The sequence below is a fragment of the Thermochromatium tepidum ATCC 43061 genome, assembly GCF_009664085.1.
In the GTDB taxonomy this organism is placed as follows: Bacteria; Pseudomonadota; Gammaproteobacteria; order Chromatiales; family Chromatiaceae; genus Thermochromatium; species Thermochromatium tepidum.
Genome location: NZ_CP039268.1, coordinates 227,893 through 242,148 on the forward strand (window position 1 = coordinate 227,893; position 14,256 = coordinate 242,148).

Annotated in this window: 13 protein-coding genes and 1 riboswitch; of the genes, 4 read left to right on the plus strand and 9 right to left on the minus strand. The window is 64.1% G+C overall.

The features are described from left to right. The first annotated feature begins 126 nt into the window (after positions 1 to 126). Positions 127 to 2,199 carry a right-handed parallel beta-helix repeat-containing protein gene (locus E6P07_RS01070; RefSeq protein WP_153973905.1) on the plus strand — a complete coding sequence of 691 codons (2,073 nt, stop codon included), beginning with the start codon at positions 127 to 129 and terminating at the stop codon, positions 2,197 to 2,199. A 64-nt stretch (positions 2,200 to 2,263) separates the two neighbouring features. Here the strand turns inward: E6P07_RS01070 and eno are convergent, their stop codons facing one another. The 9 genes from eno to E6P07_RS01115 form a co-directional block, all read right to left on the minus strand. Beyond that, complete coding sequence (eno, locus tag E6P07_RS01075) at positions 2,264 to 3,529, minus strand: phosphopyruvate hydratase (RefSeq protein WP_153973906.1); 1,266 nt, start codon at positions 3,527 to 3,529, stop codon at positions 2,264 to 2,266. 99 nt (positions 3,530 to 3,628) lie between these two features. Beyond that, on the minus strand, positions 3,629 to 3,811 hold the full coding sequence (locus tag E6P07_RS01080; protein WP_153973907.1) for a hypothetical protein: 183 nt from the start codon (positions 3,809 to 3,811) through the stop codon (positions 3,629 to 3,631). A gap of 513 nt (positions 3,812 to 4,324) precedes the next feature. Beyond that, complete coding sequence (locus E6P07_RS01085; RefSeq protein WP_211363144.1) at positions 4,325 to 5,524, minus strand: MFS transporter; 1,200 nt, start codon at positions 5,522 to 5,524, stop codon at positions 4,325 to 4,327. 32 nt (positions 5,525 to 5,556) lie between these two features. Beyond that, entirely contained in the window at positions 5,557 to 6,027 is a 471-nt protein-coding gene (locus E6P07_RS01090; RefSeq protein ID WP_153973908.1) for an HAD family hydrolase, read from the minus strand. Next, positions 6,020 to 6,430, minus strand: a complete 411-nt coding sequence (locus E6P07_RS01095; protein WP_153973909.1) for a HEAT repeat domain-containing protein — start codon at positions 6,428 to 6,430, stop codon at positions 6,020 to 6,022. The genes E6P07_RS01090 and E6P07_RS01095 overlap by 8 nt, the downstream gene beginning before the upstream one ends. Positions 6,431 to 6,437: 7 nt before the next feature. Further along, positions 6,438 to 6,851 carry a universal stress protein gene (locus E6P07_RS01100; protein WP_153973910.1) on the minus strand — a complete coding sequence of 138 codons (414 nt, stop codon included), beginning with the start codon at positions 6,849 to 6,851 and terminating at the stop codon, positions 6,438 to 6,440. Next, positions 6,848 to 8,056 carry a cation:proton antiporter gene (locus E6P07_RS01105; RefSeq protein ID WP_153973911.1) on the minus strand — a complete coding sequence of 403 codons (1,209 nt, stop codon included), beginning with the start codon at positions 8,054 to 8,056 and terminating at the stop codon, positions 6,848 to 6,850. Before E6P07_RS01105 ends, E6P07_RS01100 begins: the two co-directional genes overlap by 4 nt. Next, entirely contained in the window at positions 8,053 to 8,379 is a 327-nt protein-coding gene (locus E6P07_RS01110; protein WP_153973912.1) for a DUF190 domain-containing protein, read from the minus strand. The genes E6P07_RS01105 and E6P07_RS01110 overlap by 4 nt, the downstream gene beginning before the upstream one ends. Positions 8,380 to 8,501: 122 nt before the next feature. Then, the gene (locus E6P07_RS01115; protein WP_153973913.1) at positions 8,502 to 8,687 is read right to left on the minus strand and encodes a CrcB family protein; all 186 of its coding nucleotides are present in this window, start codon (positions 8,685 to 8,687) and stop codon (positions 8,502 to 8,504) included. A gap of 95 nt (positions 8,688 to 8,782) precedes the next feature. After that, positions 8,783 to 8,847, minus strand: a riboswitch (Fluoride riboswitch). Positions 8,848 to 8,981: 134 nt separating this feature from the next. Here E6P07_RS01115 and pta point away from each other — a divergent pair. The 3 genes from pta to E6P07_RS01130 are packed head-to-tail and all read left to right on the plus strand — an operon-like array spanning position 8,982 to position 14,098. Further along, a complete protein-coding gene (gene pta / locus E6P07_RS01120; RefSeq protein ID WP_153973914.1) occupies positions 8,982 to 11,102 on the plus strand; it encodes a phosphate acetyltransferase in 2,121 nt (706 codons plus the stop codon). Beyond that, a complete protein-coding gene (locus tag E6P07_RS01125) occupies positions 11,102 to 12,319 on the plus strand; it encodes an acetate/propionate family kinase (protein ID WP_153973915.1) in 1,218 nt (405 codons plus the stop codon). Before pta ends, E6P07_RS01125 begins: the two co-directional genes overlap by 1 nt. Before the next feature lie 30 nt (positions 12,320 to 12,349). Then, complete coding sequence (locus E6P07_RS01130; protein WP_153973916.1) at positions 12,350 to 14,098, plus strand: OmpA family protein; 1,749 nt, start codon at positions 12,350 to 12,352, stop codon at positions 14,096 to 14,098. Positions 14,099 to 14,256 lie beyond the last annotated feature (158 nt).

Consider the following 14,256-nt stretch of genomic DNA (forward strand, 5'->3'; position numbering starts at 1 on the left):
GCGCACGTTTCCGATACTCGACCGAGTGTAAGATCGCGGCGTTTGCAGCGTTCTTGAATCTTTTTTGGCAACTTCATCTAGAGATTCACCATGTCAATCTCCCTACACCCATAGGCCCTGGCCACCGTGCTGCTGCTCTTCCCAATGATCGCCCCCCAGGCGACCGATTACTATGTTTCCACCACCGGGAACGACCGCACAGGCGACGGCTCCGCCCAGCGTCCCTGGCGTACCATCGGCAAGGCCGCGGCGCAGCCACTACTGCCGGGTGATCAGGTCTTGATCGCCCCGGGCGTCTATGCCGAGACCCTGGCCCTGACCCGCTCCGGCGCGGCCATCGTCCCTGTGACCACGGGGGTGTCGATCCAGGCCCCGGACAGACTGCACTTTCCCCCTGGTACCGATCTGAGTGGCATCGTGCTGCCCGACCAGGCCGGCCAGTACTGGCTCTATGTCTATCGCAGTTGGCAAGGCAACAGCGGCGTCTGGCCGATCGTCGCGACCGGAAGCGACGCCCATGGTCCCTGGGTGCAGGTCAGCGGCGCGCGCCTGGTCCCCGAGGTCGGCCAGAGCGGCGATCCGACCCGGCTCAGCGCCGCGGTCGGCCGCCCGATCCGTTTTCGCAATGCCGCCGCCGATCCAGCCAAGGAGCGGGTCGTGCTCGATGCCAGCACCCTGCCCAGGGAATACACCATGCTGTACATCGGCGAGTATCTCGATGAAGACGACGCCGAGCCGGTGGATTGGAACCTGGTCGATGGCCTGGATCTCACCGGCTCCCACCGAGGTGGTGGTGTCCACATCCAGGATTCGTCGTTCAATGTGATCATGAATAGTCGTATCTACGACCTGAACGGCGCTGGGGTCCTGATTGCGGGCCATCAGGACCAACCGGCGCGCTACAACATGGTCTGGAACAACGCCATCTGGAATACCCCGGATGAAGCTGTCTATGTCGGCGCCGGCGATCATGGCCCGTCCGCCAATCATGCCCTCTGGACCCATGTGCTGGGCAACGACATCACCACCCAGGGCAAGGCCGCGAATGCGCGCCTCGAGAACGCCATCGACCTCAAGGAGTACAACCGTGGCGACCTGGTCGCGGGTAACCGGCTCCATGACTTCGACCTGATCTCCCCCTACAACGGGGCCATCGATATCCGTGACAACAAGCGCGATGTTCTAATCTACAACAATGTTCTGCGTAACATCGGCAAGGTCACCAGCGACATCACCGGGCTGATCTACCTCTATGCTGACAGCGATGACGTTTGGATCTTCAATAACCTACTGATCGATACCCGCTCCAGTGGGGCGCCGGTCTATGCCTTCTTGCTCAATGGCAGTGGTAACGAGCGGGTAGTGGTGGCCCATAATAGCGTCTATGGACTCAAACGCGGGCTCCTGCTCGAACACGATGGCGGCAAGACCGATGTGAGGATCATGAACAACCTGTTCGATTTTCAGGGCGGCATCCTGGAGTGGGGCAACAGCGGTCGCTTTACTTTCAGCCACAACCTCTACACCCAAAATCCTGGTGCCTATGCCAGCGAACCTGGACGCCTGATCGCCGATCCGCTCTGGTCCGACCCTAAAGCCTTTGACCTGCGCGTGCGGGATGGCAGTCCGGCCATCGATAGCGCGGTCGCCCTTGCCGAGGTCGCCCGCGACATCACTGGGCAGCCGCGTCCGGTCGGTCGCGCACCCGACCGTGGCGCCTATGAATTCGGCGCCGCCGCGCCGTCCGACCGCAAGCAGATCTTCGGCGACGGCTTTGAACAAGGACTGCGTGCGTGGTCTCTCAGCGGCTCGGTCAAACTTTATTCCGGCAACCCCAAGCGCGGTAGATATGCCATGCAATCGACTGGCGGCAATGTCTGGGTCGAGCGCGACATCTCCACGGCGGGTTACGACCAGATCGAGCTCTCGCTCTGGGTGGCCGTCAAATCCTTCGAGGACTGGGAATCTCTGATCCTGTACTGGTTTGACGGCGAGACCTGGCACGAACCAGCCGAGATCACAAACACCCATCCGGCCGCCAAAAACAAACTGATGCCGATCAAGCTTGAGTTGCCCACCACTGCCGCCAACAATCCTGACTTCAAGCTCGCCTTTGGCATGTGGAATACGGATCGACAGGACTTCGGCTATATCGACGATGTGCAATTGACCGGACGTCCGATCGGCGGCGGGTCATAGGGTCTGCCCAGCCGGGGTGGCGCGTGAGAGCGGCGCCCCGGCTGCCTAGGATCGCCCCGAGGGTTCAGCGCCCGAAACAGGCCGAAGCCCCAAGATCCCGCTCGATCTCCAGCAACCGATTGTACTTGGCGATGCGCTCGGAGCGACAGGCCGAGCCGGTCTTGATCTGACCGCCGCCCATGGCCACGGCGAAGTCGGCCATGAAGCTGTCCTCGGTCTCGCCCGAGCGGTGTGAGATCACATAGCCCCAGCCGGCCTGGCGGCAGAGGTCGATGGCGGCGATGGTCTCGGTGACGGTGCCGATCTGGTTGAGCTTGATGAGGACGGCGTTGCAGGCGCGTTCTTCAATGGCGCGGGCGATGAAGCGGGTGTTGGTCACGAGCAGGTCGTCGCCGACGATCTGGATCCGGTCACCCAGTGCGGCGGTCAGGCCCTTGAAGCCGTCCCAGTCATCCTCGGCATGGCCGTCCTCGATCGAGACGATGGGATACTTGGCCACCCACTCCTGGAAGAGCGCGGTCATCTCCTCGGCGCTCTTGTCGCCCTGACCGCTGCGCGTCAGACGATATCTCCCGTCCTCGTAGAAGGAGCTGGCCGCTGGATCCAGGGCGATGGCGATGTCGCGACCCGGCTGATAGCCAGCGGCAGCGATCGCCTCGACGATCAGGTCACAGGCCTCGTCGTTGCTCTTGACCGCAGGTGCAAAACCGCCCTCGTCACCTACCCCCGTGGCATAGCCCTGCTTGGCGAGGATCGCCTTCAAGGCATGGAAGGTCTCGGCCCCGTAGCGCAAGGCCTCGGCGAAGCTCGGCGCCCCGACGGGGAAGATCATGAACTCCTGGAAGTCCAGGCCCGAGTCGGCGTGCTTGCCGCCGTTGAGCACGTTCATCATGGGGACCGGGAGCCGCGTGGCGCCGACCCCGCCGAGATAGGCATAGAGCGGCAGACCGCAGCTCTGGGCCGCTGCACGCGCCACCGCTTGCGAGACCCCGAGGATGGCGTTGGCGCCTAGGCGCGCCTTGTTCTCGGTGCCGTCGAGTTCGATCATGGCGCGGTCGATCTGCGCCTGTTCGCGGGCATCCATCCCGATCAGTACCGGGGCGATGATATCGGTCACATTGGCAATGGCCTTCAAGACGCCCTTGCCGCCATAACGCGACCTGTCGCCGTCGCGCAATTCGACCGCCTCGTTCTCACCGGTCGAAGCACCCGAGGGCACCGAGGCCGTGCCAGTGAGTCCGTTGTCGAGATGGACATTGACGCGCAGCGTGGGGTTGCCGCGCGAGTCGAGGATTTCCAGGGCGTCGATGGCATGGATGCGTGGTGTCATGGCTGTCGTCCAGTCGGTGGGTGTGGTTGGAATCGGAAGATGGTAACGCCGTTCGATGTCCGGTGCCTGAGGATACTGTGAGGATATTGGGTGCGTCGGTCACTCGACCCGGAACTTGACGTGGCACTCGATGCCCTGCTGCATCCGCTCGCCGGTGAGCGCGGTCAGATCCGTCATCTCGTCGGTGTCTACGCAGACGGCCGGTCCTTGAACAGGCTGTGGGTTGGGTGGCCGATATCTTGAAAGACTGGAGCAGTTTGGCGCGCACGCGGGCCGGGGCATTTGTCTCCTTAAGGAAACGCTGATTTATTCCATTCGTGGCAAAATCTTCTCACGTAACCAATTGATTTTGTAGGAGCGGCTTCAGCCGCGATTGAGAGACACGCAATTTATTCAGCGTTTCCTTAATGGATGTAAGGATCACCTCTCGCGCCGCCTGGACACCCGCCAGGTCGATCGGTGAATTATCGCTGGTCATCCTTTCATAGACCCTCCGCAAGGAAACCCGCGACTTGAGTCGCGGGAGGAATTGCGGGCGCGCGAAGTGCGCCATGTGGTGTATAATGCACCGCAAGTGTGGTCTCCGGGCGCACGCCGACTGCAACGCCAGTCGAAACCTGGCCCGGATTGGCAGTGGAGCCCCGCTGCCAAGGGCGGCTGTAAACACGCCCAATGTTGGGGATGCGGTCAACCATGTTTGCTGCGTCTCACAATAAAGCCTTCGACTTCAGTCGAGGGTTGTTTACTTGGAACGACTCCGATCCATCTCCGATGGGGGCGAGCGGGAGCTCAGGTTCAGAAGCCCCCCTCACCCCGGGGTAGGGCACGCACCACCCACGCGAGCAGCCCGACCGCGAGGAGCTGGACGGCGATCGAGAAGACGACCAGCCCCATCAGGGAGACGCCGTAGAGCCAGCCCATGAGCGCGCTACCGGAAAACCAGAACAGGCCAAAGCTGAGATTGAAGGTGCCGAAGGCAGTGGCGCGCCGCTCCACCGGGGACAGGGCGGCGACCGCCGCCTTCATGATCGATTCCTGCATCCCCATGCCGACACCCCAGAGTACCGCGGCGAGCAGCGCTGCCTCGAAATTGCCGAAGAAGACCAGCGGCGCCACGGGTATGGAGAGTAAGGCGCCGACGAGCAGGACACCCAGGCCGCGGCGGTCGTAAAGATGGCCGAAGAGGAGCGCCGCCAATGCGTCGGCGCCCATGGCGATGGCATAGAGGATCGGGATCCAGTCGGGTGTGACGCTACCTTCCTTCTGGAAATGGAAGGCGAGCAGCGGAAAATCGGCGAACCCGGCCGCCAGGCAGCCGGTCGCGGCCAGATAGAGCCAGAACGGTCGGGCGTAGCCCTGGGTCGCCACCACCGGCGTCTTCGACTCGAGCTGTCCGGGCTGGGGGAACTGCATCCATGCGACCGCCAGGACCAACAGGGACAGGAGCGCCGGGATCAGCAGCCAGGCGAAGGCGCTGCGGTAGTCATGGTTCAGGTAGAGCACGACCGCAATCAGCAGCGGCCCGAGGGTGGCGCCGATCTGGTCCATCGCCTCGTGCAGCGCAAAGCCCCAGCCGCGCCCCATCCGCCGGGCGGCGAAGGAGAGCAGGGCGTCCCGTGCCGGGGTGCGTAGCGCCTTGCCCATCCGTTCCAGAAACATCAGCCCCACCGCTACCACCCAATGGCCGGACAGTGCCAGCGCCGGCACCGCAAGCAGATTGACACAGTAGCCGAGGATGGTGATGGTCCAATAGCGTCCGGTGCGATCCGCGATCCGTCCGCTGACGAAGCGCAGCGCGTAACCGAGCAGCTCGCCCAAGCCGGCGACCACGCCCACCACCAGGGCGCTGGCGCCAAGGGTTTGCAGGAACGGGCCCGTGAGGCTGCGTGCCGATTCGTAGGTCATGTCGGCAAACAGGCTGACCAGGCCGAGCAACACCACGAAGCGGGTGGCGCGGCGGAGATCGATCGTTTCGCTGTGGGAGGCGGTGTTCAAAGTTTGATGGCGGTCATTTACTGCCGTTTCAGTCAGGTCCGTCTGGTCGCCACCAGACGTTGCGGGGCTTGCAAGAGTCCTAGGGCGGTCAGGATGTCCGGCACGACCACATCGGCCGCGAGCAGGGTCTGCACGTCCGCGCCCTCGCCCTGGACGACCACGATCCCGAGCGCCGCCGCTGCCAGCATGAGACGATCGTTGCGCCCGTTGCCGATGGCCACGCAGTGCTCGGCGTCCAGTGCGCGCAGATAGTCCTCCTTGGCCCGATCCTGGGCGCCCGGACCGAGGATCACCACCCGGCATGGCAGCCCGGCCAGCTCGGCGCGGGCCCGTCCGAAGGTATCGGCGGTCAGGACGTGGATCTCCAGGTCGGCAGCGAGCGTGCGCAGTGTCTCGGCGACATCGGGCAGAAGTGCGCCGTCCTGGGCCAGGGTACCGTTGTAGTCGGCGACCAGATAGGACAGGCGCAGGGGACCGGCGCCGGGAATGGCGATTTCAAGCATGAATAAGGCCCCGGTTGGCGATGATCGAGCAGGCGCGTGCGGCGGCCCGTCGCACCAGACGCGAGGGATGCGCGCTCAGCCGGATCAGGGCCGCGTCGCGCGCTTCGGTCTTGGGCCAGTCCCTAAGCCGCTCTACCACCTCCAGCCCCTCGACCACGTCGGTCGGATGGCTCAGGGCACACTGGGCCAGGGCATCCGCGGTCTCTGGCTCGGCGCGCAGCCCCAGGGCGATGACGGCGCGCATCCGCACCTCGGCCAGGGGGTGCATGAGCGCCCTGAGCAGCTTCTCGCGGTAGTCGCGCGCGCTCAGCTCGGCCATGAGGGCGCCGCAGCGGGGACAGCGTTTTGCCTCGGCCTCGAGTCGGGCAAAACAGGCTGGGCAGATCTCGGGGTGCCGGGCCATGCTCCACTCAGCGCACCACCATCACCGCGCAGGGGGCATAGGCGATCACCTGGCGTGCCGCTGAGCCGATCAGCCAGCGCGACAGCAGCCCGGTGCCGCGATGTCCCATCACGATCAGGTCTGCGCCCCACTCCTCGGCGCGCAGGATGATCTGCTCGGACGGATGTCCCACGGTCACCTCGAACTGGGCCGCGAGACCGGCGGCCTGGGTCTTCTCGCGCAGCGCGTCCAGCACCTTGCGACAGTGCTTGCGGCTGCTTTCGATCACCGCCTCGGTCTCCACATCGTCGCCGAACTCCGGCGGGCGCGCCACCATCAGGACCCGCAGCGTGGCGCCATACTTGGCAGCCAGGTCGGCCGCCCAGTCATAGGCCTTGATCGCGGGTTGTGAGCCGTCGTAGGCCAACAGGATCGTCTTCATGGTGTCGTCCTCGTCGTCACTGTGGATGGATCTGACTGGGTCGCCTGTTCCCCGTCACGCGGCAGCAGGTGGTGCGGCAAGAAGAAGGCGTTGGCGATCAGGGTCGGGACCACCGCCGAGCCGATGACGGCGGCCACCAGATAGGAGTATTGGGCCTGATCGATGACCTGATGGGAAAGACCGAACAGGGCCGAGATGGTGCCGAAGGTCAACCCGGTCGACATCAGGAGCGTGGTATAGGTCGCCTCCTGACGCGGGGCCTTGAAGGCGCGGGCCAGCGGATAGACACCGAGTACCTTGGTCAACATCTTGCCGCCCAGCAGGACGAAGAACGCCATGGGTGCCGCCACCAGGGCCGGGATCGAGACCAGGGAGCCGGCGCGGATGAAATAAAAGGGGGTGAGCAGCCCGAAGGTCAGGGTGCGCAGGCGCCGCACCAGGGCGTGATCCTTGCCGACCGTCCCCGCGAGCACCATGCCCATCAGATAGGCCGGAAGCACCGCCTCGGAGTCGGCCCAGGTCGCCAGGGCGCCGAGTGCAAACAGCCACAGCAGGATGAACTTGGCCTCCAGCTCGGAGGGGCGGTTGCCGAAGCGCCGGAACAAGGCCGGTGTCACCCGTGGCAGCAGCACGAAGGCCGTCAGCGCGACGCCGAAGAACACCAGGGTCTTCCAACCGAAGGGCGCAAACATAAAGCCGAGCGCCAGGACCGTCGCCAGATCCGTGATGAAACAGGCCGCCAGCACCGTCTTGCCGTAGTCGGTCTTGTTCAGTCCAAACTCCAGCATCACCGCATAGACCACGGCCACCGAGGTGGTCGAGAGCGCGATCCCTGCCAGCCAACTGGCGTCCGCCGACCAGCCCAACCCCCAGAAGGCGATGGCGGTACAGCCGAGGAAGGGCGCGGCGAAACTGACCAGACCCACGGCGCCGGCCTCGCGCCAACTCTTGCGCAACACCTGTGGATCCAGTTCCGCCCCGGCCAGAAAGGTCAGCAGGATGGCGCCGGTGCCGGCGAGGAACTTCACCCAACTCTGGTCGGCCCCGAGGACCGCCGCACCGATGAAGGCGCCGATGAAGAGCTGCGCGATGGCGCCGACCAGGATCTCGGAGAGTGCGGTGGCCACACGCAGCCAGATCGATAGCAGGCCGGCCAGTAGCGCTAGAGCTAGCCAGATGGATGCCTGAAGCCAGATTTCGGTCATGTGGCGTCTCCATTGGTAAAGCCTGACTCGACAGGTACCCGGATATAAAAGAGATTGAGCTTTTCCTTGGCGAGATGGGCCAGGAACCGATCGGCCTCGGACTCGGAGGTCACGAATCCGACCTCCACCGGCAGATCACCGGCCAGCTCGAAGAAATGCTCCTCGTGCAGCCGTCCATGTCGGCCAAAGCCGGCGATGGCGCGGAAGGCCGATCCGCCCTGGAGTCCGAATGTCTTGGCCTCTTCCAGCAGCCATTCATAGATCAGCTTGTGATGATGACGCCGGCTCTCGGCCACGTAGAACTTAAGGAAACAGCCGTGCATGATCCTGACCTCCGGTGTTGAATGAATGACAGGCGCTCATCCGGCGCGCGCGAACAACCTAAGGGCCCAGCCCGATCACCAGGGTCTTCATGACCGGCAGGCCGAGGCGAGGTAGCTTGTAGCTACCGCGCGCCGGGCACGCAGACGGATTCTAGGTCCGTTAATGAGCGGGCGTCCGGATGGATTGGCCGCGAGGGTCCGAGCGACAGGGTCGGAAAGATCGGATGGAGGGCGGTACCCATGGACCAGCGCAGCAGGGCGCCCAGTCCGGCCCCAAGAAAGACGGCTACGGCAAAAACAGGCGTCATACGCCTCCCGAGCGGCGATTCGATTCAAGTCTGGGAATGCGCAGGACGGAGAGACGGGGAGACACCCCTAACCGACCCGGACCCCGGTGGATCTCGGTAAGGTAGGCATCATCAGCCGATGAACGGCGGTCGGGGGAGGAATGCCATCTCCACTGGCCGCTAGTCTAGGAGACGATCCGGCGGTTTAGCAAGCCGCGAATCTGTACCTGCCACGCATTCGGGGTCGAGATCCTGCCAGTGCAATGGGTTAAACTGGACGCTCTCGAAATCGATTCGATCCAAAGGGCAGCGACTATGCAGAGCATCTATATCGCCGGTGCTGGCGCCGGCAGCGGCAAGTCGGTCGTCGTGCTGGGCTTCATGGAGATGTTATCGGCTGTCGGGCGCCGGGTCGGTTTCTTCCGACCCCTGGCCCCTCAGGACACCGAGTTTGACAATCTCACGGCCCTGATCTGCGCCCGCTATGATCTGACCTTTTCGCCCGAGATGCTCTACGGCTGCACGGTCGAGACGGCACGCCAGTTCATCGGCAGCGGGCGCTATGACGAGCTGCTCAAGCTCATCATGAACAAGTTCAAGCTCCTGGAAGAACAATGCGACCTGGTCGTCTGCGCCGGCACCGACTACAACGGGCTCATCCCATCGTTGGAGTTCGGCTTCAACGTCGATCTGGCCAACAACTTTGGCTGTAGCCTGGTCGCCGTGATCAAGGGCTTCGGGCGTACCCCGCAAGAGGCCGTGGATGCACTGCACATCGCCCATGAAATGATGCGCGAGCGCGGTGCCGATTTCCTGGCCAGTGTCATCAATGGGGTCGCGCCCGAGGACCTGGAGTCGATCCGCCGTCAGGTCCAGCCGCTGCTCACCGAGACCGAGACCGTCTATGTGCTCCCGGAACAGCCGGCGCTCGGCATGCCGACCGTGGGCGAGATCCGGCAGGCGCTCGCTGCCGAGTGTCTCTATGGGGGGGACGATGCGCTCAACCAGGTGGTCACCAATTACAAGATCGCGGCCATGGAGATCCCGGACTTTTTGCGCTATGTCGAGGACGGCTGTCTCATCATCACCCCAGGCGATCGCTCGGATATCATCCTCGCGAGTCTAGCCGCCGATGCCTCTAGCGCCTTCCCGCGTGTGGCTGGGCTGCTGCTCACCGGCGGTCTGCGACCGGCTGAGAAGGTCTGTGACCTGATCGAGGGTCTGCGGCGCACCAAGGTCGCCATCCTCCAAGTGCCGACCGATACCTTCACCACCGCCATGCATGTCAGCCGGATCGAGGCCAGTCTCCTGCCAAGCGATGAGCGCAAGATCGCTGCTGCGCTTGGCCTCTTCGAGACCAACGTCGATCTCGATCAACTCCGTGAACGGATTGCTGTGCATCATTCCGAGCGCGTCACGCCCCTGATGTTCGAGTACGAACTGATCCGTCGCGCCAAGTCCAAACGCCGGCACATCGTGCTCCCCGAGGGTGAGGACGAGCGCATCCTGCGCGCCGCCGAGATCCTCAGCCTGCGCAAGGTCGCAGACCTGACTCTGCTCGGTAATCCCGAACGCATCCGGCGCCGCGCTGCCGAACTCGGTCTGCATCTAGACTCCATCCAGATCATCGACCCGGTCACCTCGCCCAAGCGTGCGCTCTATGCCGAGACCTACTACAAGCTGCGCAGACACAAGGGGATCTCGGAACAGATGGCCTATGACGTGTTGGAGGACGTCAGCTATTTCGGGACCCTCATGGTCTATCATGGCGACGCCGACGGCATGGTCTCGGGCGCGACCCACACCACCCAGCACACCATCCGGCCCGCGTTCGAGACGATCAAGACCAAGCCCGGGGTCAAGCTCGTCTCCAGTGTGTTCTTCATGTGTCTGTCCGATCGGGTGTTGGTCTATGGCGACTGTGCCGTCAATCCCAATCCGAATTCAGATGAACTAGCCGACATTGCCATCAGCTCGGCCCAGACGGCGGCGGCCTTCGGCATCGAACCGCGCATCGCCATGCTGTCGTATTCGAGCGGCACTTCCGGCAAGGGTGAGGACGTCGATCGGGTCCGCGAGGCAGTGCGTCTGGTGCGTGAGCGCCGCCCCGACCTCAAGGTCGAGGGGCCGATCCAGTACGATGCGGCGGTCGACATCGAGGTCGGACGCTCCAAACTGCCAGACAGCGAGGTCGCGGGTCATGCCACGGTGCTGATCTTCCCCGACCTCAACACCGGCAACAATACCTATAAGGCCGTCCAGCGCAGTGCTGGTGCCGTGGCCATCGGACCTGTGCTCCAGGGCTTAAACAAGCCAGTCAACGACCTCAGTCGCGGCTGTACCCTGACCGACATCATCAACACCGTGGCCATCACCGCCATCCAGGCGCAGGATGAACCCAAGGCATCCATGGTCTGCAACGAGGAGATCGCTTGATGAAGGTTCTGGTCCTCAACTCGGGTAGCTCCTCGATCAAATATCGGCTGTTTCGGGTCGAGGATTGGCAGACATTGGCCTCGGGTCTGGTCGCGCGGATCGGTGAGCCGGAGGGCGAGGTCAAACTCGAGTGGCTGGATGAGGCTGGGGTCGCCCAGTCCAAGCAGGAAACGCTCCCGATCCCGAATCACGAACAGGGCATGGAGCGCCTCATCCGCGCGCTGCGCGACAGCGGGGTACTGAGCGACCTCAGCGAGCTCATGGCCATCGGTCATCGCGTCGTGCATGGCGGGGCGCGCTTCAATCAGCCGGCACTGATCGATGACAGGGTCATCGCGGCCATCCGCGACTTCATCCCGCTCGCTCCATTGCACAATCCTGGTCATCTGGCCGGTATCGAAGCGGCGCTTGGGTATTTCCCTGGAATCCCCGCCGTCGCTGTCTTCGATACCGCCTTCCACCAGACCATGCCGCCATCGGCCTATCGCTATGCCATCCCCGAGGCGCTTTATACCGAACACCGTATCCGTCGCTACGGCTTCCACGGGACCTCGCATCACTATGTCGCCAAGCGCGCGGCCGCATTGCTCGGGCGACCGCTCAAACAGTGCAACCTGATCACACTGCATCTGGGCAATGGCGCCAGTGCTACTGCGATCCGCGCCGGGCAGTGTATCGATACCTCTATGGGTTTGACCCCGCTCGAAGGGTTGGTCATGGGGACGCGCAGCGGCGACCTGGATCCCGGCATCCTGATCTATCTGGTCAAGCATCTGGGTCTGGACGCCGATGGTCTCGACCAGCTGCTCAATCGCCAGAGCGGACTGCTGGGTCTGTGTGGCGTCAACGACATGCGCGAGATCCATCGTCTCGCCGCCGCGGGCGACCCGCGTGCCGAGCTGGCCATCGCCGTCAGCAGCCATCGACTCAAACACTATATCGGTGCCTATTACGCCGAGCTGGGGCGGGTCGATGCCCTCGTGTTTACCGGTGGGATCGGCGAGAACGACGCCGAGATCCGGCAACGTGCCTGCGAGGGTCTGGAGCGGCTGGGTATCGTGCTCGACACCGCGCTCAACGAGTCGCGCGCCCTGCACGGCGAACGCTGCATCAGCGTGCCCGACGGCGAAGTCCGGGTCCTGGTCATCCCGACCAACGAAGAGTTGGAGATCGCCCAGCAGGCACTGCGGACGGTTGCGTTTGCTGGTAAGCGATGATCGCCGGATCAAACCATACCAGAGACGACGATGTCTGAACCCGCCCCTGCTCAGTCCGGTAGTCAGTCTTTCTGGAGGCTGATCGCCTTGGCCTTGATGTTCGCGCTGGTCGGCGTCTATATCCTCTACAGCTGGTACGACGAACGTCTCAAGGCCCAGATCGCCGAGAAGGATGCTCTGATCGTGCAATTGAGCGATCGGACGAAGGAGACCGAGGCGCGTCGCCTGGCCGCCGAGGAGGGTTGGAACGCCTGCCGCGCCGAGATCGATCGGCTCAAGGAGCATTTCCAGTCCGAAAAGCGCCATCTAAGCGACCAGATCCAGATGCTTGAGCAGATCAAGATCGGCCTGGGACAGGACATAGAGGGCATCAAGGCCGCGCACGCGGCGGTATTGGCCGACGAGCGGCGTAAGACCGCCGAGGTGATGGCCGAGAAGGAGCGTCTCATCCAGGCGCGCAACCAGATCCAGTCAGAACTGGAGGCCGAACGTGACAAGGTCAAGGCGCTTACGTCTGATCTGGCCCGGGTCAACGAGGCCATCGCTGCGGCCGCGACCAGTCATCAGCGGCGAATCGCCGAACTGGAGCGTCATCTCAACGAGCGGGTGTCGCTGGCACGGACCACGCCAGAGGATGCCGAGGTACTCAGGCTCATCCAGGGGCTTGGCCTGCTGGGCACGCCTGAGGGTCGCACCGCCGAGGCGCAGGCGCTGGCCGACGAGCTCGTTGCGGTCAAGGCCGAGCTCGAGACGCTCTCCAAAGCGCACGAAGCCGTGCGCGCGCAGCTGGCCGAGTCCCAGACCGAGCTGCAAAGGATGCGCATGGAGCTTGAGTTGAACCAGCGCCAGGTGGCGCAGTCAACGCAGGCACGCGAGTCACTGACCGGCAAGGTCGCGGCGCTTACGGCCGAACTCGAGGCCGAGCGCGCGGCGCGTGCAACCCTGCAACAGGAGCACGAACGGGCCGTCAACGCGCATGAGGCCAAGCTGGCCGAACGCGAGCAACAACTGGCCGAACTGCGGGCGGTGCTGGAGACGGCGCGCGCCGAGTCTGACGACAAGGTCCGGGAGGCCGAGAAGCTCGCCGCCGCCGAGACCCGCATCCAGGAGCTGGAGGCCGAACGGAGGGCGCTGCGCGCCGAGGCCAAGGATTTGCAAACGCGCCTGAACGAGGCGCTGGAGCAGGCGCGTGCCCGCTTGGCCGCGCCGCAGCAGGGCGCCGAGGCGGCGACTCAGGACGAGAGTCAGGCGCTGTCCGAGGCGCGGGAACGCATCGCGGTGCTCGAGTCCGAACTAGAGAGGGCTCGCCAATGGCCGAAGGCCGAGCGCCCCTCGGGCGATCAGTGCGCGGACGCCGCCGAGCTGGCCCGGTTGCGTGATCTCTACACCGAATTTGCCCAGCTCAGGGGAACCTTCACCGAGCGCGGTCTGCTCCTGAACCTCTCCGAGTCTGAATTGCGCTTCCCCCCGGGGCAGGCGACCCTGCCGGCGGGCGAGCTGGTGAGCCTGGATCGCATCGCCGCGCTCTTGAGGGCCCATCCCGAGCTGAGCGCGCGCATCGAGGGCCACACCGACAGTCTTGGCGGCACGGCGCTGAATCAGGCCCTATCGCTCAAGCGCGCCCAGGCCGTGCGCGAGGCGCTGATTGAGCGTGGTGTGGATGAGGGGCGTGTGAGCGCCGAGGGACTCGGGCCCGTGCGTCCGATCGCCGACAATGCGACCGCCGAGGGGCGCGGCAAGAACCGTCGTGTCGAGGCCTATATCCTTGAGCATGACTGATGCCAGCGGCACCAATTCAAGCTAAAATCCGCGCGCCTATGCCTCCCGCCCTTCCGTTACGGTGGCTCGTTGCCCAGGCGCGAGCCGCCGGTGCTTGCGCTCCTGAACCGAGTACGACGGATTCGCCGGCGTTATCAAGCACCTTTTGGCGTTCCACT